Source organism: Chromatiaceae bacterium (assembly GCA_024235395.1).
Lineage (GTDB): Bacteria > Pseudomonadota > Gammaproteobacteria > Chromatiales > Chromatiaceae > Thiosocius.
Map to the genome: position 1 here is coordinate 91481 of JACKMK010000002.1, position 24368 is coordinate 115848.

Annotated in this window: 24 protein-coding genes; 11 read left to right on the top strand and 13 right to left on the bottom strand. The window is 62.0% G+C overall.

The window, feature by feature from the left end; genetic code table 11:
- Positions 1–69: 69 nt before the first annotated feature.
- From H6955_08460 to H6955_08500, 9 genes are all read left to right on the top strand, one after another.
- Positions 70–447, top strand: coding sequence for a hypothetical protein (locus H6955_08460; protein MCP5313574.1), 378 nt, complete (start codon positions 70–72; stop codon positions 445–447).
- Between the two features lie 98 nt (positions 448–545).
- Positions 546–2429 (top strand): copper resistance system multicopper oxidase, encoded by a 1884-nt coding sequence (locus H6955_08465; GenBank protein MCP5313575.1) that lies wholly within the window; start codon positions 546–548, stop codon positions 2427–2429.
- A 33-nt stretch (positions 2430–2462) separates the two neighbouring features.
- Entirely contained in the window at positions 2463–3143 is a 681-nt protein-coding gene (locus H6955_08470) for a copper resistance protein B (GenBank protein ID MCP5313576.1), read from the top strand.
- Between the two features lie 36 nt (positions 3144–3179).
- Positions 3180–3695, top strand: a complete 516-nt coding sequence (locus H6955_08475; protein MCP5313577.1) for a cytochrome c — start codon at positions 3180–3182, stop codon at positions 3693–3695.
- Between the two features lie 35 nt (positions 3696–3730).
- Positions 3731–4225, top strand: a complete 495-nt coding sequence (locus tag H6955_08480) for a DUF411 domain-containing protein (GenBank protein MCP5313578.1) — start codon at positions 3731–3733, stop codon at positions 4223–4225.
- A gap of 238 nt (positions 4226–4463) precedes the next feature.
- Positions 4464–6959: a heavy metal translocating P-type ATPase gene (locus tag H6955_08485; protein ID MCP5313579.1), complete on the top strand. Its 2496-nt coding sequence runs from the start codon at positions 4464–4466 to the stop codon at positions 6957–6959.
- Between the two features lie 14 nt (positions 6960–6973).
- Complete coding sequence (locus H6955_08490; GenBank protein ID MCP5313580.1) at positions 6974–7195, top strand: SHOCT domain-containing protein; 222 nt, start codon at positions 6974–6976, stop codon at positions 7193–7195.
- A 154-nt stretch (positions 7196–7349) separates the two neighbouring features.
- A complete protein-coding gene (locus H6955_08495; GenBank protein ID MCP5313581.1) occupies positions 7350–8138 on the top strand; it encodes a hypothetical protein in 789 nt (262 codons plus the stop codon).
- 567 nt (positions 8139–8705) lie between these two features.
- A complete protein-coding gene (locus H6955_08500; GenBank protein ID MCP5313582.1) occupies positions 8706–9326 on the top strand; it encodes a LysE family translocator in 621 nt (206 codons plus the stop codon).
- A 148-nt stretch (positions 9327–9474) separates the two neighbouring features.
- Here H6955_08500 and H6955_08505 read toward each other — a convergent pair whose 3' ends face one another.
- The 4 genes from H6955_08505 to H6955_08520 all read right to left on the bottom strand — a co-directional run bounded on the left by H6955_08505 (position 9475) and on the right by H6955_08520 (position 13561).
- Positions 9475–10698 (bottom strand): hypothetical protein, encoded by a 1224-nt coding sequence (locus tag H6955_08505; protein ID MCP5313583.1) that lies wholly within the window; start codon positions 10696–10698, stop codon positions 9475–9477.
- A gap of 8 nt (positions 10699–10706) precedes the next feature.
- Positions 10707–11180, bottom strand: a complete 474-nt coding sequence (locus H6955_08510; protein ID MCP5313584.1) for a thioredoxin family protein — start codon at positions 11178–11180, stop codon at positions 10707–10709.
- A gap of 210 nt (positions 11181–11390) precedes the next feature.
- Positions 11391–12839, bottom strand: coding sequence for a TonB-dependent receptor (locus tag H6955_08515; GenBank protein MCP5313585.1), 1449 nt, complete (start codon positions 12837–12839; stop codon positions 11391–11393).
- Positions 12840–12937: 98 nt separating this feature from the next.
- Positions 12938–13561, bottom strand: a complete 624-nt coding sequence (locus tag H6955_08520; protein MCP5313586.1) for a LysE family translocator — start codon at positions 13559–13561, stop codon at positions 12938–12940.
- A 127-nt stretch (positions 13562–13688) separates the two neighbouring features.
- Here H6955_08520 and H6955_08525 point away from each other — a divergent pair, with 127 nt between their 5' ends.
- Positions 13689–14162: an Lrp/AsnC family transcriptional regulator gene (locus tag H6955_08525; GenBank protein MCP5313587.1), complete on the top strand. Its 474-nt coding sequence runs from the start codon at positions 13689–13691 to the stop codon at positions 14160–14162.
- 525 nt (positions 14163–14687) lie between these two features.
- Here the strand turns inward: H6955_08525 and H6955_08530 are convergent.
- Both H6955_08530 and H6955_08535 read right to left on the bottom strand, forming a co-directional pair.
- A complete protein-coding gene (locus tag H6955_08530; GenBank protein MCP5313588.1) occupies positions 14688–15365 on the bottom strand; it encodes a Bax inhibitor-1/YccA family protein in 678 nt (225 codons plus the stop codon).
- Between the two features lie 9 nt (positions 15366–15374).
- A complete protein-coding gene (locus H6955_08535) occupies positions 15375–15764 on the bottom strand; it encodes a ribosome-associated translation inhibitor RaiA (protein MCP5313589.1) in 390 nt (129 codons plus the stop codon).
- A 119-nt stretch (positions 15765–15883) separates the two neighbouring features.
- Between H6955_08535 and nhaR the strand changes: the two genes are divergently transcribed.
- Positions 15884–16783, top strand: coding sequence for a transcriptional activator NhaR (nhaR, locus tag H6955_08540; GenBank protein ID MCP5313590.1), 900 nt, complete (start codon positions 15884–15886; stop codon positions 16781–16783).
- A 117-nt stretch (positions 16784–16900) separates the two neighbouring features.
- Here the strand turns inward: nhaR and H6955_08545 are convergent, their stop codons facing one another.
- The 7 genes from H6955_08545 to H6955_08575 all read right to left on the bottom strand — a co-directional run bounded on the left by H6955_08545 (position 16901) and on the right by H6955_08575 (position 24057).
- Positions 16901–18055 carry a M20/M25/M40 family metallo-hydrolase gene (locus H6955_08545; protein MCP5313591.1) on the bottom strand — a complete coding sequence of 385 codons (1155 nt, stop codon included), beginning with the start codon at positions 18053–18055 and terminating at the stop codon, positions 16901–16903.
- Positions 18056–18094: 39 nt separating this feature from the next.
- Positions 18095–18604: a GNAT family N-acetyltransferase gene (locus H6955_08550; GenBank protein ID MCP5313592.1), complete on the bottom strand. Its 510-nt coding sequence runs from the start codon at positions 18602–18604 to the stop codon at positions 18095–18097.
- 202 nt (positions 18605–18806) lie between these two features.
- Positions 18807–19793, bottom strand: a complete 987-nt coding sequence (locus tag H6955_08555; protein MCP5313593.1) for a PA2778 family cysteine peptidase — start codon at positions 19791–19793, stop codon at positions 18807–18809.
- 19 nt (positions 19794–19812) lie between these two features.
- Complete coding sequence (locus H6955_08560; protein MCP5313594.1) at positions 19813–20193, bottom strand: PA2779 family protein; 381 nt, start codon at positions 20191–20193, stop codon at positions 19813–19815.
- Positions 20194–20701: 508 nt separating this feature from the next.
- Complete coding sequence (locus H6955_08565; protein ID MCP5313595.1) at positions 20702–21298, bottom strand: PEP-CTERM sorting domain-containing protein; 597 nt, start codon at positions 21296–21298, stop codon at positions 20702–20704.
- A gap of 172 nt (positions 21299–21470) precedes the next feature.
- On the bottom strand, positions 21471–22397 hold the full coding sequence (locus H6955_08570) for an MBL fold metallo-hydrolase (protein MCP5313596.1): 927 nt from the start codon (positions 22395–22397) through the stop codon (positions 21471–21473).
- A gap of 862 nt (positions 22398–23259) precedes the next feature.
- Positions 23260–24057: a pentapeptide repeat-containing protein gene (locus tag H6955_08575; GenBank protein ID MCP5313597.1), complete on the bottom strand. Its 798-nt coding sequence runs from the start codon at positions 24055–24057 to the stop codon at positions 23260–23262.
- Between the last annotated feature and the right edge of the window lie 311 nt (positions 24058–24368).

A 24368-nucleotide genomic window follows, 5' to 3' on the forward strand; every position in this document is an offset into this window, starting at 1 on the left:
CCTGGCTCTGAGTTAGCACCTTCAACAGGGAGTGCCTATACTCGTTGCATGTTCAGGAAGACGAACAAGGTGCTGATTGCCCTGCTCGTTTTGCTGGTCGGTATCGGCCCGATCGGCGGCGTCATGGCGGGTTCGCATACCTGTGCCCCTAACGCCGGGCAGGCAGCCATGGTGGCCCACAGCATGGTCCACGGCCATCATGAGCGTCTGACGGATACGAGCGATACCTACGATGCGTCACAGTCACCACAGGACTGCGACGGTTGTGACAAAGACTGTTGTCAGGGTGGTGTCTGCAAGATGGGGCACTGCGCCGGCACCGCAATTGTGTTGGATACATCGCCAATGCTCGCGTTCGAGCAGTTTGCATCCAGTGAAGCCGCACTGACTGGCGACCGCCCGGTCGCCGGCATGCTCACCCCACCTCTCCGTCCCCCGCAAGCCTGACTTCCTTTCGCTGACTGAACGGCTGCCTGTTCAGCAGGCGGCTTTGTCCGGTGTGCCGGTGTATTCGCATCGCACACAGCAACGAGGAAGTCGTATCTATGTCGAAGATTCTTCTGCCTTCGCGTGGCAGTTTCTCACTCTCGCGTCGTCGCTTCGTCCAGGGTCTCGCCGCCGGTGGGGCGTTGCTGGGTATGGGCGTGAGCCCGCGTCCGAGCCAGGCCGACGTGCTGCGGGCACGGATGGGACCGCAGGTACTCTCGGGCACACGGTTTGACCTCACTTACCGCCCGACGCCGGTCAATTTCACCGGCAAGGACCGTTTTGCCACCGCGATCAACGGCTCGGTGCCGGCGCCGGTCCTGCGCTGGAAAGAGGGCGACACCGTTACGCTGAACGTCACCAACCACCTTGCCGAGGACAGCTCGATCCATTGGCACGGAATCATCCTGCCGAGTTCGCAGGACGGTGTGCCGAATATCAGTGACGGGTTCAAAGGGATCAAGCCGGGCGAGACCTTTAGCTACCGGTTCACCGTCAGGCAGAGTGGCACTTACTGGTACCACAGTCATTCCGGATTTCAGGAGCAGACGGGCGCCTACGGCGCAATCGTTATCGATCCGAAGGAGCCAGAGCCCTTCTCCTACGACCGGGAATACGTGGTCGTGCTTTCGGACTGGTCCGACGAAGACCCGCACGCGATCTACGCGAAGCTCAAGAAGCTGTCGCACTACTACAACTTCCGCGAACGTACCGTCGGCGAAGCGGTGGCCGAGCTCGAGGAAAAGGGCTGGAGCGGCTTCTGGGCGAACCGCGGCATGTGGAACGAGATGCGCATGTCGGACCGTGATATCTCGGATGTCACCGGCTACACCTATACCTTCCTGATGAACGGCGTGACACCCGCCGATGGGTGGCTGGGCCTGTTCAGACGTGGCGAACGTATCAAGCTGCGGTTCGTCAATGCCGCGGCAATGACCTTCTTCGACGTGCGTATTCCCGGCCTGAAGATGACGGTGGTCGCCGCCGACGGTCAGTACATCGAGCCGGTCACCGTCGACGAGTTCCGCATGGGCGTCGCCGAGACCTACGACGTGTTGGTCGAGCCGCACGATGATCGGGCCTACACCGTGTTCGCCCAGGCGATCGACCGCTCGGGGTACGCGCGAGGGACGCTTACGCCGGACGCATCGCTGGTTGCCGAGGTACCGTCGATGGACCCCGCACCGATCCTGACCCATGGCGACATGGGCATGGCAATGGACCACGGCATGCACGGCATGGGGTCCATGGATCACAGTCCGGATGCCATGGCGGCCATGGATGACGCCAAGCCCGCCATGGGTGCGATGAAGTGTGGCGCCGCCATGATGTCGGGTATGGATCATGGGCAGCACAACATGACGGATGTGGGTCATGCCCAAGAGATGCCGATGGGGTCCGGTCCTGCCGGATACGGCAGTGCCGAACCCGTGACCCATGACGAGGTGCGGATGGGGCCGCAGGTCGACATGCTTGCCGACGCGGCCCAGTACCGGCTCGACGATCCAGGCATTGGCCTGCGAAACAACGGACGCCGCGTGCTGACCTACGCAGACCTGTTCCGACTCGGACGTACAGATGACCCGCGCGAACCCGAGCGCGAGATCAATCTGCATCTGACCGGCAACATGAGTCGATACATGTGGTCGATGAACGGGATCAAGTTCGCGGATGCCGAACCTCTGCAGCTGAAGTATGGCGAGCGGGTGCGCATCAACCTGATCAACGACACGATGATGAATCACCCGATCCATCTGCACGGCATGTGGAGCGACGTGGAGACCGGCGAGCCGGGAAAGATACCGCGCAAGCACACGGCGATCGTGCAGCCGGGCGCCATGCTCAGTTACCTGGTGACGGCGGATGCGATGGGCGGCTGGGCCTACCACTGCCATCTGCTTTATCACATGCCCGGCATGTTCCGCAAAGTCGTGGTCAGCTAAGGAGTATCGGGAATGAGAACAAGATGCTATGGCATGGCCGCGCTGGTGTTGTTGCCTGCTTTGACGCAAGCGGCTGGCAACGACGATCCGATCCTGGCGAAGGTCATGATCAACCAACTCGAGATCCGATCCACCAACGGGCCCGACCCGCGCGTGCTCGAAGCCCAGGCATGGATCGGGCGGGACCTGAACAAGCTGTGGCTGAAAGCGGACGTCGAGCATGTCGATGGCAAAACGGAGGAGGCCGAGGTGCAGGCGCTGTATAGCCGAGCCGTCGCGCCTTACTGGGATCTGCAGGTCGGCTGGCGACATGACATCCGACCCAAGCCGGATCGTGACTGGCTGGCGATTGGTCTTGAGGGGCTTGCGCCGTACTGGTTCGAGATCGACGCCGCTGCTTTCATCGGCGAGAGCGGACAGGTCGGTGCACGCCTGGAAGCGGAGTACGAGTGGATGTTCACCCAGCGCTGGGTGTTGTCGCCAGAGATGAAAATCGATCTGCATACGAAGAACGATGAAGCTACCGGAACGGGCTCCGGCCTGTCCGACCTGGAGCTGGGGTTGCGCCTGCGTTATGAGATCCGCCGCGAGTTCGCGCCCTACATCGGCGTGAACTGGACCAGGAAGTTTGGCAACACGGCCGACTTCGCGCGTGCAGAGGGTGAAGATACCAATGATGTGCAATTCGTCGCCGGCGTACGCGCCTGGTTCTGATGGTGCGATATTGAAACCTTATGCGAGGTACCGATCATGGCGTTGTTCAAGGTGACGCAGGTGACGAAACCGGTGCTGATGGTTGGCGCGATCATCGCCGCGACTGCCTGCGAACGCGAACAGCCGGATACGCAACCACGCTGGACGGATACAGCGGCACCGGCCGGGATCCCCGTCAAAATGCGCTGGTACACGGCCGAACAGGTTGACACCGGCGCGACCCTTTACGCGCAGCACTGCGCGAGCTGCCATAAACCCAACGCCGAGGGTACGCAGGACTGGAAGACCCGCGACGCGAACGGCAGGTTGCCACCTCCACCGTTGAACGGAACTGCGCATACCTGGCATCACCCGCTCGAGATCTTGCGTACCGTTGTCCGGCGAGGCGGCGCGCCGGTCGGGGGCAGTATGCCGGCATTCGGCGACAAGCTGTCGTCGCAGGACATTGACGCGATCCTCGCCTGGGTACAGTCGCACTGGTCGGACAAGATCTACGCCATCTGGCACGAGCGTGACCTCGCGGTCAGTGGTGGCATACAGGCCACCCGTTAGGCAGAAAGGGACATGCGATCCCTATACCAGGAGACATGACGATGAATAGAAGAGGCAAGAGCCGGTCGCAGCCCGTTTCTGCAGTGCGACGGGCATTCTGGGGCATCAGCCTGACAGCGCTGGTCGGAGGGCTTGGTCTGCTCGTCACCCAGCAGAGCGCTGCCGCCGATATCGTCGTTTACAAGAGTCCAAGCTGTGGTTGCTGCGGGAAGTGGGTCAAGCACATGGAAAACGCCGGGTTCAGCGTGGAGGTCGAGAATCGACGCGATCTGCAGGTGATCAAGCGTGAGCTTGGTGTCCCTGGTCGCATGCAGTCCTGTCACACGGCGAAGGTGGGCAACTATTTCATCGAAGGGCACGTACCGGCCGACCTGGTCGAGCGAATGCTCGACGAGAAACCCGATATCAAGGGGTTGGCCGTGCCGGGCATGCCGATGGGATCGCCCGGCATGGAAGGGCCGCGCCAGGACCCCTACGACGTGATGGCGATCGGCAACGACGGACGCGAACGCGTGTTTGCGCGCCGATGACGGCGAAACCAATGAGGCGAAGATCCAGTCTCAGTGAGAAAAGGACCACGGTTGGCGTCCAGGCAAGGAATCAGATCGGATAGGGGCCGGCGTGATCGGGGCGGGATGGTGACGCTCGTTATTCGGCGCTGACGGTTGGATCATCTTCGGGTTCGGACATCGACACGCACAACCCGATCCGGTTTTCTCGACTTCGGCGGTCTTCGAGGGTGTGAATGAACACATAGAGAGGTCAGCCATGAGTTCGACCATCTTGGGACGGACCGCGGAACCCCGTGGTCGATACGTCGATCCGGTCTGCGGAATGACGGTGTCGGGTGACAGTGAGCTGCATGTCGGCTATGCGGAGAAGACCTACTTCTTCTGCAGCGAGCATTGTCTCCACAGGTTCAAGCAGGCGCCTGAAACCTACGTTGGCCAACCGGCTGAAGAGGGCGGCGCACATCACCAGGCGGCAAGCCCGGCGGCGAACGACAGTTGTTCGCGATGTGCCGAAGCCGAGGCGACCTCGTCGGTCCATACCTGCCCGATGCACCCCGAGGTTCGCCAGAATGCCCCGGGGGCTTGCCCAAAATGCGGTATGGCGCTGGAGCCCGCATCGCCGGGGACAGCGGCAAGACGTACGGAATACACCTGTCCGATGCATCCCGAGGTGGCGCAGGACCATCCCGGCAACTGCCCGATCTGCGGCATGGCCCTCGAGCCGCGTGAGGTGGCGAGCGACGAGGAGAACCCCGAGCTTGCCGACATGTCCCGCCGCTTCCGGGTGAGCAGCGTACTCGCCGTACCGGTGTTCATGCTCGCGATGGTTGCCGACCTGGCGCCGCATTGGCTGCCCGGGTGGGTCGGGATGCGTCTTGTTCAATGGATCGAGTGCGTGCTCGCCACACCGGTGGTGCTGTGGGGTGGCTGGCCGTTCCTCGTGCGCGCCTGGCAATCCGTGCGGTCGTGGAATCTGAACATGTTCACGCTGATCGGCCTGGGGGTGAGTGTCGCCTGGCTGTACAGCGTCGTCGCACTGTTGCTGCCGGATGTCTTCCCGCCGGCGATGCGCCATGCGGACGGCACGGTACCGGTCTATTTCGAGGCCGCGGCCGTCATCACCGCGCTCGTATTGCTTGGTCAGGTCTTGGAGTTGCGCGCACGCAGTCGGACCGGCTCCGCGATCCGGTCGCTGCTCGGCCTGGCACCGAAGGTGGCACGCGTTATTCGTGCCGACGGTACCGAAGAAGACGTCCCGCTCGAGCAAGTTGATCGCGGTGACCGCCTGCGAATCAGGCCGGGCGAGAAGGTGCCTGTGGATGGGAAGGTCATCGACGGGCGCAGTGCGGTCGATGAATCGATGGTCACCGGCGAGTCGGTTCCCGTCGAAAAGCAGGCGGGTGACCGCCTGATCGGCGCCACGGTGAACGGTACGGGTGGGCTGGTGATGGAGGCGGAAAGGGTCGGTAGCGATACCCTGCTTGCACGGATCGTCCAGATGGTCGGTGAGGCTCAACGCTCGCGGGCGCCAATCCAGCGTCTGGCCGACATCGTTGCGGGCTATTTCGTGCCGACGGTCGTGTTGGTCGCTTTGCTCGCATTCACGCTTTGGCTGGTCTATGGGCCGGAACCGCGGCTGGCGCATGCGATCGTCAATGCCGTCGCGGTGCTCATCATCGCCTGTCCCTGTGCGCTGGGTCTCGCGACTCCCATGTCGATCATGGTCGGCACCGGCAAGGGTGCCGGCCTCGGCGTTTTGATCAAGAACGCAGAGGCGCTGGAAGTCATGGAAAAGGTCGACACGCTGGTGGTCGACAAGACCGGCACCTTGACCGAGGGGAAACCAACGCTGGTCGGTGTGGCGGTCTCGCAGGGATTTGACGAGAAGGCGTTGCTGCGTCTCGCTGCGAGTCTCGAGCGCGCCAGTGAACACCCGCTTGCCCAGGCGATCGTCCGCGGAGCAGAGGAACGGGACATCGCCCTGGACTCTGCCGAAGGCTTCGAATCGATAACCGGCCAGGGGGTGAAAGGGACGATCGCCGGGCAGTCCGTGGCGTTGGGCAACGTCAGGTTTTTGCAGTCACTGTCGCTGGAACCGGGCGAATTGACATCCGAAGCCGACTCGCGTCGCACAAAGGGTCAGAGCGTGATGTTCGTCGCGGTGGACGGTCGAGTGGCGGGGCTGCTCGCCGTGGCCGACCCGGTGAAATCATCATCCCGCGTGGCGATTGCGGCGCTGCACGACGACGGCATCCGGGTTGTCATGCTGACCGGCGATAACCATACGACGGCCAAGGCGGTGGCAGAACAACTCGGCATCGATCGGGTCGAGGCCGAGGTGCTCCCGGATCGGAAAGCCGAGATCGTCCGCCAGCTGCAGGCCGAAGGACACAGGGTCGCGATGGCGGGTGATGGTATCAATGATGCGCCAGCCCTCGCACAGGCGCACGTTGGCATCGCAATGGGTACGGGTACGGACGTGGCGATGGACAGTGCCGGCGTGACGCTGGTGCAAGGGGATCTGCGCGGAATCGTACGCGCGAGACGCCTGAGTCGCGCCACGATGAGAAACATTCGCCAGAATCTCTTCTTTGCTTTCGTCTACAACGCCCTCGGCGTGCCCGTGGCTGCCGGTGTGTTGTATCCGTTTTTCGGTTGGCTGCTGTCGCCGATGATCGCCGCGGTGGCGATGAGCTTCAGCTCGGTATCGGTCATCGGCAATGCGTTGCGGTTGCGACGTGCACAGCTGTAGCAGGAGGTAAGGTCATGTTCGATGGCCATGGCATGGGTTTGGGCGGAGGCTTCATGTGGCTGTTCTGGATTCTGCTGATCGTCGTGATCGTATGGGTGGTCAAGGCCGCAACGTCCGCAGACAGCAAGCGAGACAGTTCGCACAGGTCACCGCTCGAAATTCTGCAGGAGCGGTTTGCGCGGGGAGAGATCGACGAGGAGGAATACGAGCGAAAGCGAAATTTGTTGCAAAGGTGAGCCCTGTAGGGACGCCCGTGGCGAGTGCAGTGGTAAAGGCCAGCGGGTTCCTGGCGGGTCTGACCGGGGCTCAAGATTTCCGTGTCATCGGGTTCCGCGTATGAGCAGCGAGATCTGCAGTTCAAGTTGGAAATCCTGATAGGAGGACTTCATCATGAGATGGCAGACTTTGACGAGTGGAGTGATCGCTTCGGCACTCCCAGCGTTTACCTCGGCGGTTGGAGGCGGCGAGCTTCACCGACCACCCTATGACTTCGTGATGGGCAACCACATCGATTCCCATATGGAGAACAAGCGCCAGCGGGACGGCTCGCTCAAAGGGCGGTTGTACATCTATTTCACCGGAGAGACCGACGAAGCCTCAGGCCTGCCGGTGGCCCGCCATCCAAGGGGCGCCGGGGAACACAACGAGGAATGCGGTGTCGATTCGATCGATTGTGTGGTCGGCTGGCACGTGCGTGCGGTACCCGCCGAGGCGGTGTTCGTTTCGCACAGTGGTGTGAATGGCGACGATCACCCGATTTGGCTGATCAATGCGCGTAGCGGGATTCCCCAGCCGGGCAGTTTCACGCACTTCCATTGGATCACCTCAACCAGCAGTGACGAGCGGTGGGACCTGGTTCCGGCCGAGTGTGACGTTGCCATGGCCGGAATGCTGGAGGGTGATGTCGTGACAGGGAGCCTCGAGCTGGACGATGGCACCGACCCACCGATCACCTGGGCTGATGCCGAGGTGCACGTGGGTGGAGGCGCCGAGAACCTGGTTTGCCCGGGTTGGCTGCTGGAACTGAGGGCGGTCCGCAGCTTCGCGTTTGAGCATGGAGGCGAGAAGATCCCGGTGTCGCGCGGCATCGATAACAGCACGCACCTCAACGTCGTCACCAATTACGCGATAGTCCCGGTGATCGTTGGGCACCATGCCGGGGGTGGCGGGGGCCACTGAGCGGGTAACTCTCAAGCTGAAAAGCGGCACGGCCCGGTTTGGGTCGTGTTGCACTCGCGTTCCGAAGCCATAAAAGGAACTTCGCAGGTTCGCGATATTTCTCACCCACGAAGAACTGGGCGACGAGAATTTCGCCCATTCTGGCGAAAAGCTCGAAGTGGACCACTGGCGCAGCGACATGCCGGGATCGACGTCTTCGGTGAAAGTTGTTGATTGCAGCGAAGGGTGGCCGCGGCACATCGCCGAGTACGGCAATCTGGTCTCTGGCTTTCAGTGACACATGGAGTTTGACCCAGGGGCCATCGGACGGCTTATCGCCAGTGCTGGTCCCGCACCTGAAACACTTACCCGGCACAGATTCGTGCGGCAAGCGGAGGCGCTCAGGCGAAACGTCGGTTCGGAAATGAAAGCAAGGCCGTTCATCTTCCTGGAAAAGTTGTCAGGGGGATACAATACTGCGCGGCAGTGACGGCGGCAGTCGTCCGTCATGGTTCGCCAGCAGTCGTCGAGCGCGTCCAACGCGAACTCTATCCAATCCCCACTGTTGGCGCCGATAAGGGAACCGCATTGTTCGACTCACAACTGGTTGCATTTACGCTCGTGGCAGCGGTTCTGGCCATTACTCCTGGAGCCGACACAATGCTGGTAGTGAAGAATGGCATTCGATTCGGTAGCGGAGCCGGTTGGGCAACGACATTCGGCGTACTCGGCGGCACTGTAATTCATGCGGTCGTTTCAGCATTGGGGATATCCGTAATCGTTGCGCAGTCAGAAACGCTGTTCCAACTGATCAAAGGGCTCGGCGCGCTGTATCTGGTATGGATCGGCGTGCAAACGCTGCGCACAGCCGGTCGAATGCAAGCGAACGAAACCCTGCGCGGAAGGCTGGCAATCCGCGGTGCATTCAGGGAAGGCCTGACAACAAACGTTCTCAATCCGAAGGTCGCGATTTTCTACGTCGCCTTCCTGCCGCAGTTCATCTCACCAAGCGATCCGGTCCTGGCAAAATCACTGCTGATGGCGTGCATCCACAATGTGCTCAGCCTTCTGTGGCTTGGTAGCCTGGTCTTAGTGATATCTCGTGGCAAGAGATGGATGCAGAAACAAAAGGTGCAGCAGGGGCTGTCCCGGGCATCTGGGGTGATTCTGGTTGTCCTCGGTGTGCGCCTGGCGATGGAGAGCGGGTAGCGATATCCCAGGTCAGTGATTGCACGGATGTATCTGCACCCGTCGAGGGCGTGCCGACCAGACTAACGCTCAGGTGACATGAGCATGGCCCGCGTCGACAACGGGATCGTATGGCTGTAGCAGTCGCGAGAGGCCGGTTGGCCTGCCTTCAAAGCGACTCCCGGCTGATGCGGCCGAAGCCGTATTTCAAACGGGTCGCCCCGTCGACATCGTCCCGCTCGACCCAGGCCACATGCAAATTGCCTTCGCGATCGAGCGTGACCGTTGGGTTGCTCTGCACTCCCGAACCGGACGCGCCCGGCAACGGCCAGTCGTCGCTCCAGCCGCCGTCTTCGTACCAGCTCAGCACTACATCCGGGTTGCCTTCCCGCTCGTCGTCCCAGGCGACAACCAGTAGTCCGTTAGCGTTGCCCGCAACGGCAGCATGGTGCTGCTTGGCGAGTCCGCCGAAGTCATCCTGCACCTTCTGGTTTTGTTCGAACTCGGACTCGCCGATCTGGTAGAAGGCGCCCCAGACGTCGTAGCCTTGACGGAAGTCGCGCTTGTCGGCCCACGCGGCAAAGAGGCGTTGATCGCTGATACGGTCGAGTGCGACGCGCGAGACGCCATGCCCTGCGCCGTAGGGTAGATTTCTGCCCGGTGGCTTCTCGCTGATCCGCACAGGCGCGCTGAAACGGCAGGACGCCGGCTCGTCTTCGATGGCAGCCATGATGATCGTGTGCTTGGGCCGCCGGTCCTCCCAGGCCACGACCAGCCGCCCCTGGAGTTCGACACCGGTCGGATACAGTTGTTCGTCGACAGGCGGCGCGGCATCGACTGCACAGTCGTCGTTTTGGACGACGTTCAATCCATCGGTTCCCAGGCGTCTCGTACGGATGCGACCGAAGCGCTCCTCGCGCTCCGACCAGACGACGAGTACCCCGTTTCCGTCCTGTACCAGGCCAGCCTGTGCACCATTGCCGTGGCTGATTCTCTGCGGCGGCCCGAGCGCAGGCGTGCCTTCAATCTGCAGCAACCGCAGCCAGACGTCGCCGGCCTCCTCCCAACTGACAGCGAAGCGTTTCCCACCTAGCGCAAGGACGCTCGGCTCAAAGGCCTCGTCCGTGCCGCTGATTTGCAGCGGCGCGGTGAATTCAGCCTGCTCGTAGGCCTTGTGGGCAAAGTAGATACGGGGCGCGCCATCGCTGTCGTCCTCCCAGGTGACGACTACCTCCCCTTCGGCCGCGGCGATGTTACGGCGGCCCGATGAATCGAGGTGGTGAAAAACCGTCTTCTCTGCCGGCGGCGTTGTCACGACCAAAGGTGTGTCGAATGTCCAGGGTGCGCCGGCCGCTGCAAGTGGCAACAGAGAGCCGACCAGGACCTTGAACACAAGCCACTTCATGGTTGCCGAACCTTCGCGAGCGCAGCCTGGACCCGGTTGTCGGCGTCGATCAGGTCCTCGATGCGCTGCACGCCCACAAGGCGAAGGACGGGTTTCCCCTCGGGTGTCATGAAGGTGAAGACCGGTGTCACCAGGGCATCGTAGCGCGTCCCCAGCTCCCGTTCGGGGATCCGCTCGCCGCTCGGCAGACGCAGGCGCCGGCCGCTCTCGGCGTCAACATAGGCGAGCACATAATGGCTCGTATAACGTTCTTTGACCTCCGGGTCGACAAAGGCCTCCTTGTTGGTCTTTTCGCAGTAGCCGCAGCCATAGCGCCCGAAGTAAACGAACAGCAGTTTGCCGTCACTCCTGGACTGCGACATCGCCCGGTCGAAAGACAGGAAGGGATAGGCGTCCGGGGGGTCGGCGAGCACGCGCATCGGCAGTGCCAGCAGTCCGGCGATCAGGTAGGCGTACGACCTGCAGTTCATGGTCCCTGTCTCCCGCTGGGCATGGCAAAGGCCGCCCGGTCATCTACAGCGTAGTCTCCCGGCTGGCGCTGGGCGACCTGGTCGCCTCCATCCGGACCGATGCAGGCAGTGCGAATCCCGTGTTTGTACCGGACGAGGTCCGGCGCACGCTTTCCGTCGTATGGGCGGTGCGGTTCCCCTTTTCGAGTCGGGGCGGCAGACCGCGTAGCATCAGAATCGCCAGGCATAACTCGCCTCGATCTCCCAATGCTCACTTGCGATGTTGATGCTCTTTGGACCGCCGGTCATCGGCAAGGTGCAGCCACAGTCCAGGTCATTGGACAGTCCGTGCATGGCCGAAAGACTGAACTCATTGTCCTTGCCGATCTGTTTCGTCAGGCCCAGCGTGACATGTTCTTCGATCACCGCCGGCGCGAGCACGTTGAACAGGATACCCGACGTCGGTACCGGCTGATTGCCCTTGCTATAGCCGATGCGCAGCGTCCAGTCCGGCGTCGCCTGCCACTGCGCGCCAATCTTGTAGACGGTGACGTCATCCCAGCCGAAGCCGGCGCCCCCATCCGCCCCGAGGCAGGCGTCGAGGTCGCCTCCTGCACAGGCCGTGATGTTCGCAGACATGGCATTGCCGAGGGCGGGGACGTCGCTGTAGAAGATGCGCTGTACGTCGAACACGAAAGTGAGATCGTCGCGCGGCGCGAAGGCGAGACCCAGTGTCGCCGTTGCCGGAATGTCGAAGTCACCCTGGCCGGCGAACAGGTCGCTGTAGTCGTCGAACCTGGTCATATACATCTTGGTCTGGTAACTCGCACCGACCGACCAACGGTCGCTGAGTTGCCACAGCGCGCCCGCCTGGATCCCGGCGCCATAGGACAGATCGTAGCCGTTGTTGGTGAGGTGATCCGCCGTCCCGTCGGCAACCATCGCACCAAAGTTCGCCAATCCCTTGGCCGCGAAGCGTTGGGCCGCAATGATGCCGCCGACGCCCAGTGTCAGGTCTGTGGAGACCCGCCGGGCATAGCTGAAGTTGACGAACAGCTGCGCCAGGTCGACACCGGTGTCGCCTGCGCCGAAGGTACCGAGGTCCATGGTCGTATCGGCGGCACGGTAGGTCGAGTTCATACCACCGTTGCCGTACAACGCGATCCCGAAGGCGCTGTCGGCGTCGACGGCCCTCGCATATCCGAAGTGCGGAACCGGGAACGCGTTCTTGTCGCTTTCCACGGTGCCGGTGAAATCGGCATTGCTGCCAAATGGCATCGGCGGGCCGCCGCCCACGGCGCTGTTGGCGTTCTGCGTGTACTCGCGCGGCGGCGAGAAGATCGAGAGGCCGGCATCCATGCGATCACCGACGTGAAGCGTCCCGGCCGGATTGGTTGCTGCGGCGAGCGCATCCTGCGGCAAGGCGACGCCGGCACCCGCCATACCTTTGTTCTTGGTGCCGAAACCGTACGAAAAATAGCCATTGCTGGCCTGAGTGGTGGGAGGCAAGAGGCCTGTCGAGGCCAATGCGGCGACAATGAGATACTTCTTCACAGAATGGCTCCGTAGCCTGTACTTGGGGTTAGTGGTTTGAAACAGGGTGCTTAAATGGGTGTCGTAGCTGCCTGCGCTGAGATTCCGACCTGATCGAACGTGCAGTGGCGTGTTATGGCGTGGCATCTGTCGGTGTTGCAGCGATCGTTGCGCGCCTCCCTGCCGAGCCTCTCCCCGACGCCGGAGATCGGCGGTTGGATTCACGTCAATTGCCTGGGCTCCTGTCAGCTACCGCTGAAAGCCAGGCGAACGGCGGCAACGCCGAAAACGCTCGAAAACACCACCTTCGCCGCATTCTGGATGCAACGCGCGCCGGATAGCCGCCTGGCAAGGGTCGATGCGGAAAACGCATAGATCGCATCGAACAACAAGCCAAGCCCTACCAGGGCGCTACCGAGAATTAGGTATTGCCCGGTGAGGTCGTGCTGCGTGGAGACGAACTGGGGCAGCAGCAGCGCGCAAAACATCAACGCCTTGGGATTCAGCAGATTGGTGAGAAATCCCCGCCGTAGCCCGGTCAGGCCTGAGTGCGCCTCTGTCGCTGTTTCCGATGCGCGGATTGCATCAGATGAAAACATCTTCCAGGCAAGCCACAGCAGGTACGCGGCACCGATCCAGCGGACACTGTCGAACAGCAATGGGTGGGTGTGGAACAGGGCAGCCAGGCCGAGTGCCGACAGCGCCACGTGCAGGGCCCTGGAAAAGGCGAGGCCAAGTGCGACCATCAGGCCGCTGTTCGGACCTCTGAGCGCCGATGTCGACATGACCAGGACCATGTCTGGGCCGGGCAGCAGATAGACCGCGGTCAGCGCAGCCATGAACACAGCGACGTCTGACAGGTCCATCATCACGACTCTGGGGGGTGGGCAATATCGGGCGACAGGTTCCCACATGTGGCGTGGAATTATCCTGCTATTTATCTATTAAAAAGCCGATAATTGGAAAGAATATTTCAAAATATGGGGTAAATTGGAAATGAATGTTTCAAGTCACGATCTTGACGACACTGACCGGGCGATCCTCAGGGCGCTGCAGACCGACGGGCGATTGTCCAACGCGAAACTGTCCGAGAGGCTGGCTTTGAGTGAAACCCCCTGTTGGCGCCGTTTGAAACGCCTCGAGGCGGATGGGTTTATCCAGGGCTACCAGGCCAATCTCAGCCGCACCAAGCTGGGATATGGCGTCGTGGCTTTCGTCCAGGTGACATTGGGGCACCATGCCGGCGAAGTGCCGTTGCGTTTTGAAGAGCTCGTGGCCGACATGCCCGAGATACTTTCATGTCATAACGTCACCGGCGATTGCGACTACATGATGCAGATCGTGGCGGAAGACCTCGACGCCTACGGCACCTTTATTCGGGACCGGCTGCGCAATCTGCCGGGGGTCGCGTCGGTGCAGTCGAATCTTTCACTCCAGGACGTGAAGTCGTCGACCGCATTGCCTGTTTGAGCCAAGAGGGTGACGGGTCAGGTACGGCAGATCGGTCACCCAGTCGCTTCGGGCCTCGGGCGATGGCAATGGAAGAAACATCGGTAGCCGAGTCTGTGCATCGTCAAATACAGGATTGGCCTTATTGTCGACAGGCTCTCTTGCCGTCTCTCCAACCCCGCATGAAACCCAAAAGAAATGCTTCCGGAGAACACGTCTGGCCGAACTGTATGCACTGTGCCCGGTTTCCCTGCTTCGGATGAAAAGGGGTGACATGGGGTAGCAGAGGCTGATGGGGCAATCCTTCAATGGCTGATGATGGACCGGACAAACGCTCCGGTGCGATCAGTCGCTTCTGTCCAGATTGTGCGAACGCTGAGCACGGAATGGCTGGAGCCTAGTCGCGGCTGAACGAACAGGGGTTGGTTTACCCGGGTATTGGCTCGAACGGTCATCGTCCATCCTCCTTGTGGGGCCGACTGGCCCGGCCGGCCCCACAAGGGTGGATTCACAGTCTTTGCGCGATGTGGGTGTCGACAGCTGCAATCATTCCTCGCCGTTCATGAAGCCCAGCAGATGCAGCAGGCTGGTGAACAGGTTGAAGATCGATACATAGAGGGTCACGGTCGCCATGATGTAGTTTGTTTCGCCGCCGTGGATGATGTTGCTGGTCTCGAACAGGATCAGTCCCGCCATCAGCAACACGAACATCGCGGACACCACCAACGACAGGCCGGGCATCTCGAAAAAGACCGCCGCGAGTCCGGCCAGGAAGGCCACCAGGATGCCGGCCATGAGGAAGCCGCCCATGAAACTGAAATCCTTGCGGCTCGCCAAGGCGTAACCGGACAGGCCCAGAAAGATGACGCCGGTCCCGCCCATCGCAGTCATCACGATCTGCCCGCCGTTCGCCAGGCTGAGATAGGCGCTGAGAATCGGCCCGAGCGTGTAGCCCATGAAACCCGTGAGGGCGAACACGAACACCAGGCCGAGGCCGCTGTTGCGGAACTTGGCGGTCGCGAACAGCAGGCCGAAGTAACCGACCAGCGAGATCAGCAGTCCGGGATGCGGCAGGTTGAGCGCCATCGCCGTGCCCGCCGTCAGCGCACTGAACAACAGCGTCAGGGACAGCAGGGCGTAGGTGTTGCGCAGTACGCGGTTCGTGGCCAGGGCGCCTGCGTGCGTCGTGGCGCCAGTGTTCACGGCAAATGCTTTGGTGTTCATGGTCGTCTCCTATGCGTTGTGCAATTCGGGGAGATGGGCATCGGCGTCGGTGTCTTGCTCCAGCAGGCGTCGTGCCGCCGGGACCTGTGGCCGCTTGACGTCGCGCCGGCGGCCCATCCATCGCTTTACACCGTGGCGCGCACGGGACGCAGCGCGGTCGATGGCGACGTACAAGTCCGCCCTGGTGTCTTTGACCACTACCGTCTGGCCCGGCAGCAGCACCTCGAGCTGACACCGCTTGTCGTTGCCGCCACGCGGGCCGTTGACGTCGGACAGGCGCACCAGGACACGTTTGACGTGCTCGTAACCGGCTTTCAGCGCGAAGCCCAGGCGCCGCTCGATATGCGCACGCATCGCGCGGGTAAGGGAAAAATCGCGTGAGTGAATCTCGACCTTCATATCGACCTCCAGACCGCTGTTGCCTTAAGGGACGCTTGCGAGATTAGTGCCGCTGGAAGCACAGGAATAGTCGAATATAATTGAGCAATACTTCGAAAATAACGAAGCATTGGCGCCCGATGATCAACTACAAGCATCTGCACTATTTCTGGGTCGTCGCCAGGCAGGGCGGTATTGCCCGGGCCGCTGAGCGTCTGCACCTCACGCCCCAGACCATCAGCGGCCAGATCGGCCTGCTCGAAGACAGTGTCGGCAAGGCGTTGTTCAGCAGGGCGGGTCGAAACCTGGAACTGACCGAGGCGGGGCGACTGATGCTGGGTTATGCCGACGAGATCTTCGCCCTGGGAGGCGAGCTGGAGGCCGCCGTGCGCAACCTGCCGCTGGAGCGGCAGATGGTGTTCAAGGTGGGCATCGCCGATGTGGTGCCAAAGACCATCGCCTACCGGCTGTTGGCACCGGCGCTCGCGATGCCCGACCCTGTACGCCTGGTCTGCCGGGAAAACAGTCTGGCGAACCTGCTGGCGGAGCTGGCCCTGCATCGCGTCGACATGGTGATCGCGGACGGCCCCATCCCGCCCGGCATCAACGTGCGCGGCTTCAGCCACGTACTTGGCGAATGCGGCATCAGTTTTCTCGCGGTACCGCAACTGGCCAGGCCATTGCGCAAGGGATTTCCAGCGAGCCTCAACGGCGCCCCGCTGCTGATGCCCAGCGAGACGAACCTTGTCCAGGCGAAACTGCTCGAATGGCTGGACAGGCTGCGCATCTCTCCGCGCATCGTGGGCGAGTTCGATGACAGTGCGCTGATGAAGGTGTTCGGCCAGGCCGGCACCGGGATATTCATCGTATCGACGCCCATCGCGAAAGAGGTGGCGAAGCAATACGGCGTGCAGATCATCGGCAGCACCGAGGACGTGCGTGAACAATACTTTGCGATCTCGGTGGAACGCCGGATCTCGCACCCGGCTGTGTCGGCGATTACCAAGACGGCGCGCGAATGGCTGAATCCGGCGCCCTGACCGGCTGCGTGACAGCGTAGCCTTCCGCTGCCCGCGTCGCGCCGGCGCGGGCGGGCGATGCGCACAGATACGGAACGGGTGGTAGGGGCGGACACCCCGGTCCGCCGACCGGTCGTCTCAGCGCACGCAGGCCTCGAAGATCATCGCCGCATACAGGCGTGCGGCCTGCTGGGTCTCGCGCAACGAGACGTTCTCGTGGCGGGTATGCGCCACCTCCAGCCGGCCAGGACCGCAGATGACCGGCAGCGAGCCCTTCTTGTGGAACAGGCTGCCGTCAGAATGGGAGCGGAACGCCGCCGGCTCCCATGCAGTCCCGGTGGCCGAGAATGCACGACGCAGCGGCGCCAGCAGTGGGTCCTGGGGCAGATTGGCATAGCCGGTCGCCCAGTACAGGTTCTCGTAGCTCAGCTCGCAGCGCGGGTGAGTGGCCTGCGCCTGCTCGCGCGCCCGCTCGATCAGGGCGTCGATCGCCTCTTTCGCGACGCCGGGCGGGGCATGGATGTCGACGGCCGCCTCGCAGTGCTCCGCGACCATGAACAGACCCGCGCCGCCGCTGATCTGGCGCGGGCTGATGGTCAGCCCCTCGGCGAAATCGGTCTCGCCGCCGGACTCGAGGATCTGCTGCATCCACGCCAGCATCGCGTGGATCGCACTGGCACCCATCTCGGGGAGGGCCGCGTGGGCGCGTGCGCCGCGTGCGGTCAGGCGGCATTCGTAGTACCCGTAGTGGTCGACGCACGGAACCAGGCCGGTCGGTTCGCCGATCACCGTGAGCGGGGCGGTGCGCCACTCAAGCAATGCCTCGGAACCGTCCCCGTACTCCTCTTCTCCGACCACCAGCGCGACGGTCAGGCCGCGCTGCAGCTCGACGCCTGAGCGCACCAGCGCCACGACGGCCTCGACGATCGCGGTGCAGCCGGACTTCATGTCGGCGGTACCGAGCCCGTGCAGGATATCGCCCTCGCGGTGCATGCGCTGCTGCTCCTCGTCGACCATCGGCACGGTGTCCACGTGACCGACCCACATCATGGCAGCGGGCTGCGGGCCGAGCTCGATGATCAGATTGGCACGATGGTCGCCACCGGGACCGTGCTCCTCCGGTATCGGCTGACGCATATAGCGGATACCCGCCTCACTGAGCCGCTCGGCAAAGATCTCCATGGCCGGCTCCTCGGCGTACGAAGGGCTGTACTGTTCCACGGCATCGCTGAGCAGGCGGACGACTTCGGCGTCGTCGACAAGGTCGAGAATGGCGCGCAGCGGATCAGTCATGGCCTTTGGACTCCGGCGGAGAGGGGGGGGACGCTGTGCTCACGGCTTGTGGCGCCGCAGCCGCTGGTAGTCGGGGTGGCTGGTCAGGTTCTTGCTGAGGTAGACGTGGCGGTCCTCGTTGCGGAAGTCGTGGCGGCGGAAGAAGCTGATCGCGACGTCGTTCTCCGCATCGGTATCGACGATCATCATGCGCGCGCCGGCACGGATGAAGGCCTCGGTGATCTCGTCCATCAGCTGGGTCGCGATGCCGCTGCGCTTCACCTCCGGGTCGACTGCGAGCCAGGTCAGGTAGCCGTAGCTCCAGGCGCTCTTGCGCTTGTCGATCAGTGAACCGAGCGCAAAGCCGACCACGGTGTCGTCCGCATCGGCGACGAAGCAGAAGTCTCCGTCCGAGTTGAATAGGCCCACGGGCTCGTACTCGTCCCAGGTACGGTACAGACTGGGCCACTTGTCGGCGGTGAACACCGACTCGCCAAGGGCATAGACCGCCGGCAGATCCTCGAGCTCCATCTCGCGGATGACGACGTTTCTGTGGGTTTGGTTCCGCATGTGCTGCTGGTCTTTCGGTGGAATCCGCTACAGATTAACGCAACTTTGCGGTCGCAGGTGGCTGCGGAGTGGATTCGGTCGATTACCAATCCGCCGCTGTGATGCAGCGTCGCCAACAGCATCGGAAGGCCGACGAAGACCTGGGCCGTGGGCTGTGACGTGGGGACCCCAAGGCCTGGCGACCATGAGGCCCCGGAAGTACTCAGCGGGCAGGCTCCCCGACCCGATCGTCTGAGCACACGGCGCGGTCCGGCTGCTGCGGGATGTCGCGCAATGTTGCGTTGATCGCGTCGAGCAACCCTGGCGCGTCAACACCGGCGATCTGCAGCGCGCGTCGCGCCAGCTTGCGCGCGGCGCCGTAGCAGCCGCGCGCGGCCAGCACCTCGGCCAGGTTGTTGAGTGCAGCCACGTGTCGCGGTTGGCGATCGAGCAACTCGCGATAGGCGTGCTCGGCATCGGCCAGATCGCCCGCGGCATGCAGCGCAAAGGCGCTGCCGAAGTGCGCGGTCGCATCGTCGGGCCAGACCTGCAGTGCGGCCTGATAGGCGGCGCCACGTGCCGCCGGTGTCAGATAAGGCTCGGTCAGCGCCGCGGCGTGCAGGTAGCGTTCGCGGTCCGGGCCTGCCGGCAGCTCGCCAGGGCGCAGTACGACCATCGCCCAGTGACCGGCCAAGCGCCAGGTCCGCAGGAACGATCGCGCCGGACTGAGCAAGCGCCGCTCGGTACCGGAACGCAGGATGAAACTGTCGGAGGAAAGGTCGAAGCCGATCACTACCGCATAGTGCCAGGCCGGCATCCAGGTGAAACCCAGGTTCTGCAGTACCAGCACCGGCCGCCCGGCGGCGAGCTCGGCGAACAGCGACTGTGGCCGCGGGTCTATGGCATAGGGGATGCGTCCGGAACGACGGGTCGCCGCCAGCAGCTCGACCTGCAGGCTGCCTTTTTGTCCGGGAAGATAGACCTGCTCGGCAAGGGCGTCGGGCGACGCGTCCACGCCCGTGCGGTGCAACACCGTGGCCAACGCGGCCGGGCCGCATTGGTAGGCATCCTGGGCAAAGAACGGGGTGTCGGAAAGCTCGACAGGTGCTGCGCCCGCCGCGACCCATTCGGGCAGCAACGGCGGTCGCGACGCACAGGCCGACAATGCGACGGCGGCCGCCAGCAAGACGGCGCCCGGGCGGCCCGACACCCGGCGTCGCCGGCGCCGATCAGATCTTGCTGAAGACGTTGGTTACACCCACCAATTCGAGGATCAGCAGCACCACAAACACCACACCGATCACGGCCAGCACGCTGCCACCCGCCGGCAGCTCGTCGAGTTGTTGCGCCACCAGCTGCAGCTCTTCGTTGCTCAGCGCGGCGAGGCGTGCATCCACCTCAACCGGTGAAACGCCACGCGACAGGAACTCGGCCCGCACGTCGTCGCGCGCCAGGCCGGTCTGAATGCGTGACAGCAATTCACCACGCTGGTCGAGTTGTACCAGTGTGTCGGTGCCGATTGGCGCGGCAACAACAGCTGTCGGCAGCGCCAGTGTCGTCATCGACAGGATCAGTGTCGTGGCCACGGCCTTATTCAATGTCTTGTTCATTGCATGTCCTCAAGGTAACAGCCTGCGGTCCCAGCGCCGCGTTATTGGTTTTGACGCTAGCACGCAGCGCCGACCGGCGGCAAATCGACCGCCACGAAACGTTTTCCGGATCATGTTTCTGAGTGCAACCAACGCGAAAATCCGGGGATGGCGGCCCGTGTTCAAAGGTGGCCCGACGATGACTGAAATGGCGCCGCGGTCGAGGCCAGCTTGAGCAAACTCCAAGCTGCGAGAATCGCAGAACGTTCGAATCTTCCCCGCCGACCACCAAACCCCGCAGGGTATCTAACGTCGCCGGATGTTCGAGCCGTTCACTGCTCGCGCAAACGTCAGGACAGGTCGCCATGAAACGCGGGTTACTACAAGTTGTCGAAGCGACCGGCTGGTGTTGAACAAGATGACGAGGCGTTGATTGTGGGAGGCGTGGTAACCGGTTGATCGATTCGGCGGAATCGCCCGCAACGTCGGCCTTGGGTCCACGCGCGACATGCCGGCATCTGGCCCGATTTCAAACCGGCCGGTATGCGGTCTTCCGCCGAGTCAGGTTGAATCCCGTCAGGCCAAGACCCAGCAGTGCCAGTGTGCCCGGCCCAGGAACAGCGGCTGCGGCGTCGCGTACCGTCCAGACGAAATCCGACGCATCGGCTGTATCCACGGGCGAGTCGATCAATGCAAAGACGGGATCGAACACGATCTCGGTGTACTGCAACGTTACTGTCGATATGGGCAAGGTATACAGACCGGTGGCAACCGGGTCTCCCGGGCTGCCCCCGAGCGGAAAAGGTTGATAGGTGACGAGATCGAACTCGACACTCTCGCCCGTTCCCAGCGTAAGCGAGAATGGAATGCCGGGAAGTCCGCTGTCGATGTATTGACCAAGGATCTGCGACGGAATCGGTCCAATGCCCAGCATCGACGGGAATGCGCCGCTGATCGGGTCGCCGACATTGGAGATCCTGGCGCTGATAGTAACGTCGTCTGTCGGGCCGACGACCTGTCCTGAATTGGTAAATTCGAAAGACAGCATGGGTGAAGCGCCTGCGTAGGCGCATGCCAGAAGCATGCTGGCCGCTGCCGTAAGAGAATTTTTTAGTGCCATGCTCATCGTGTTTAGTACCCACAAAATCCAAAGGGCTTGTGGGCATCAGTCAGCAAAATACATACCACCGAGCTTATACAATGACTTACCGGTCATTGAGTCGCAGCATGTAAAAATATCGGACGTTGGCGGTTGGGGTAATTGAAAGGATAGGATCGCCGCTGCTTCTCGGAGACGGTCAAAAGCTGTCGGCCTCGACCTGGAGCCAGACGGCGCTGATGTTGCGTCCCATCATGTCGTCAAATCGAGAGAGTTGCTGCCAGCGAGCAATGTCGAGGCCTTCGCGCACCTGCGACATGTCGCCGCCTGCTTCATAGATTTCCGCAACAGTGTTGTACAGGTTATTCATAAGATCTTGGAACACAGCGATATCGCTAGGTTGCATGATGTCGCCATGCCCCGGCATGACCGCTTTAAGCGGTAACTGGCGAATATCGTCCATCACGGCAAGCCACGATTTCAGATTGCCATCGGCGATGTTCGGGTTGACGCCATGTACGAGAACATCGCCGGAAGCGAGGACGCCGTCGTTCGGCAGGTAGACCATCATGTCGCCCGGGGTATGGGCAATGGCCGGAGTAATCAGTTCCACTTCAACGCCCTGGATGTTGACGTGTTTGCGCGTGTTTTGCGGAATCACTCGGCTTGGCACCACGGCCTTGGTATCGGAAAGGTTCATGCCGGTCATCCGGCTCATCCCATTGATCAAGCTTGCCCCCCGGTCGCGTATCTGCTCTGCACAATATTCGCTGGCGGTCACGCGGGCATTGTCAAAATACGAGGCGCCGAGGTGATGGTCTCCGTGGTGGTGAGTCACCAGGATATCGGTAACGGGCTTGCTGGTGATCTTCTTGATCTCTTTGTCTATGTGCTTTGCAATCCCCTTGTGTGAACCGGCATCGACCAGGATTACGCCTGCATCGCCGATGATGACGAGTATATTGTTGACATAACCATGATTTGATTTGTTGGGTACATCGATACCGCCCAGCATCGCGTAGATGTGGTCGTTTATCTTTTGAACGTTGACCGCGGGATAATTTCCCGCTGATACCGTCAGCGGAGACACCAGCAAAAAAAGAAAGAATGCAAGTTTGCGCATCATGATGGATGCCCCGCGATGTTTTTTATTGAACTTTTATTGTAGCCGGATTCCCGTCTGCAGTCGGATTCCCTTCTTGGTGGAACGGACGCCAAGCGTCACTTTGAGTGTAAGGCTCGGGCTTGTGCTGCACTGGGCTGCACGTGTCAGAAGCAGGCCAAAGGAGCTTGGCTTCCCCTCAAGGTTGTGCTGTCGTCTGCGCCCCTGGGTGGTTCTTGATGTTGGCTTTGGGACCCGAAACGCCGACCCAGTTACCAAGCTCCAACTTCTGCCAAAGGCTGCGACGTCCATCCAATCCAGGGCCATGGACGCATATCACGAGATGTGTCAGCGGGTGATGGCGCACAGGGGGTCGTCGGATATCTGACGTACTGGCATTGGAAAACGCCCGTGGCCAACCCGGAAGCGCCACAGGAGCGACCACTCCGCGCTTACCGACAGCTTTGTTGCCTAACCGAAGGGGACTGTGAAAGCGAGATCGTGACTGTGCCCACGACGTCGCTCGCGCGGTCGTTCCGCCATTCGAACGACGATGCTGCGTGTTTGCGCACCACGCCTCAGGTTCGGCTGGCGGTCGTTTGACCCCTGGGCCACTGGACCGGAGTATCGCCTTGTTTCCGGCGCAGGATGGCAACACCAGCCAGTCCGGCCAGCAACAGCGGCAGCGGAGCCGGCAGGCAGCTTGGTCGTCCGGACTGGCAATCTCGCAGGCTGTCTTCGTGACCCAGTGCATCCGGGAAGTTCGCTTCTTATCTCCAGTGACAGCGGTCGACCTGTTCCCTTCAGTGTTGGCGAAACCCGCAAGAGGCCGCTGTGAATTCAGCGCCCCTGCGAGCCCTGCTCCGGCAATGATCGTCCTCGTCCGTCAATCGCGAAATGCGTCGGTGAGATTGATGGCCTGCTCCAGGTTCGCGTCGCCAGCGCCAATCAACCCCCGCAACTTTGCCGAATGCACGTCGGCCTTCTCGAAGTCTGCGTTGGACACGTCGGCGTTGGTCAGGTCCGCGCCGCTGAGATCCGCGCGTTGGAGATCTGCACCGCTGAGGTTCGCCGCGCGCAATGATGCGAATGCGAAGTCCACACGGTTGAAATCAGTGTTGGAAAGATTCGCCCCTTCCAGGTCGGCATTGCGAAGCACGCCGTGGATCAATCCCATCGACTGGTTGCGCATGTCGGCACCGAGATGCGCTCCCTCCAGTTTGGCGCCTCGCATGCTGGTGCGGCTGAAATTGGCCGGTGCCCGGGTGTGGGAAAGATCGGCTTTGTCCAGTTTTGCGCCGATCAGTTGCGCCTGGAACAGGCTTGCGCCGCGCAGGTTGGCACCGGAGAGATCCGCGTCAAGCAACCAGGCCTGGTCCAAGATGGCGCCCTCGAGGTTCGCATTCCGCAGATCGGTGTGATTGAGACGGGCGTCGCGCAGCACCGCTCCAGCGAAATCGATCCCGGACAGGTCCAGCCCGGACAAGCGCATGCTGGTGAAATCAGCGGGCTTACCGCCATGCGCATCGGCTACCCGCTTTACGACATCGGCCCGACTGATCTCTGCCTCCGTCATATCCGGGGAGTCGAGATCAATGCTGTCGAGCATGTTCTGCGCCGAGGCGGATGAAATGACCGCCAGCAGCACAAGATCAAGCAGCAGACGGGTGTGGATGACTTTCATCGTCGTTGACCTCCCGGCAAGGCAGCGCGCTGTCTGGTGTTGGACGAGTCGTCACGGAGTCGGCGACAGCTATCGTGCATAAAACGCTCAGACTCCGCCAACGGTTGATTGGTTTCAAGGTCCGTACTCGCTGGCGCACCTGTTCGACGGCCTATGAACGAGCCGCCTTCAGCAAAGACCGAACGGACCGGGGTTGTATTTCATCCGCGCGGACAGCTGGGTGGGGCCGCATCTGGTGGCCGTTTCACGGCACACTCAATCTGTGTCCATCGCACCTCATCGGGCGCGCTGTGACGTGCTTCACATCGAGG

Coding starts and splice junctions, on each gene's coding strand:
- H6955_08465 (MCP5313575.1), top strand. CDS start 546: ATGTCGAAGATTCTTCTGCCTTCGCGTGGCAGTTTCTCACTCTCGCGT.
- H6955_08470 (MCP5313576.1), top strand. CDS start 2,463: ATGGCCGCGCTGGTGTTGTTGCCTGCTTTGACGCAAGCGGCTGGCAAC.
- H6955_08475 (MCP5313577.1), top strand. CDS start 3,180: ATGGCGTTGTTCAAGGTGACGCAGGTGACGAAACCGGTGCTGATGGTT.
- H6955_08480 (MCP5313578.1), top strand. CDS start 3,731: ATGACGATGAATAGAAGAGGCAAGAGCCGGTCGCAGCCCGTTTCTGCA.
- H6955_08485 (MCP5313579.1), top strand. CDS start 4,464: ATGAGTTCGACCATCTTGGGACGGACCGCGGAACCCCGTGGTCGATAC.
- H6955_08490 (MCP5313580.1), top strand. CDS start 6,974: ATGTTCGATGGCCATGGCATGGGTTTGGGCGGAGGCTTCATGTGGCTG.
- H6955_08495 (MCP5313581.1), top strand. CDS start 7,350: ATGAGATGGCAGACTTTGACGAGTGGAGTGATCGCTTCGGCACTCCCA.
- H6955_08510 (MCP5313584.1), bottom strand. CDS start 11,180: ATGAACTGCAGGTCGTACGCCTACCTGATCGCCGGACTGCTGGCACTG.
- H6955_08515 (MCP5313585.1), bottom strand. CDS start 12,839: ATGCCACGCCATAACACGCCACTGCACGTTCGATCAGGTCGGAATCTC.
- H6955_08520 (MCP5313586.1), bottom strand. CDS start 13,561: ATGATGGACCTGTCAGACGTCGCTGTGTTCATGGCTGCGCTGACCGCG.
- H6955_08525 (MCP5313587.1), top strand. CDS start 13,689: ATGAATGTTTCAAGTCACGATCTTGACGACACTGACCGGGCGATCCTC.
- H6955_08530 (MCP5313588.1), bottom strand. CDS start 15,365: ATGAACACCAAAGCATTTGCCGTGAACACTGGCGCCACGACGCACGCA.
- H6955_08535 (MCP5313589.1), bottom strand. CDS start 15,764: ATGAAGGTCGAGATTCACTCACGCGATTTTTCCCTTACCCGCGCGATG.
- nhaR (MCP5313590.1), top strand. CDS start 15,884: ATGATCAACTACAAGCATCTGCACTATTTCTGGGTCGTCGCCAGGCAG.
- H6955_08545 (MCP5313591.1), bottom strand. CDS start 18,055: ATGACTGATCCGCTGCGCGCCATTCTCGACCTTGTCGACGACGCCGAA.
- H6955_08550 (MCP5313592.1), bottom strand. CDS start 18,604: ATGCGGAACCAAACCCACAGAAACGTCGTCATCCGCGAGATGGAGCTC.
- H6955_08560 (MCP5313594.1), bottom strand. CDS start 20,193: ATGAACAAGACATTGAATAAGGCCGTGGCCACGACACTGATCCTGTCG.
- H6955_08565 (MCP5313595.1), bottom strand. CDS start 21,298: ATGAGCATGGCACTAAAAAATTCTCTTACGGCAGCGGCCAGCATGCTT.
- H6955_08570 (MCP5313596.1), bottom strand. CDS start 22,397: ATGATGCGCAAACTTGCATTCTTTCTTTTTTTGCTGGTGTCTCCGCTG.
- H6955_08575 (MCP5313597.1), bottom strand. CDS start 24,057: ATGAAAGTCATCCACACCCGTCTGCTGCTTGATCTTGTGCTGCTGGCG.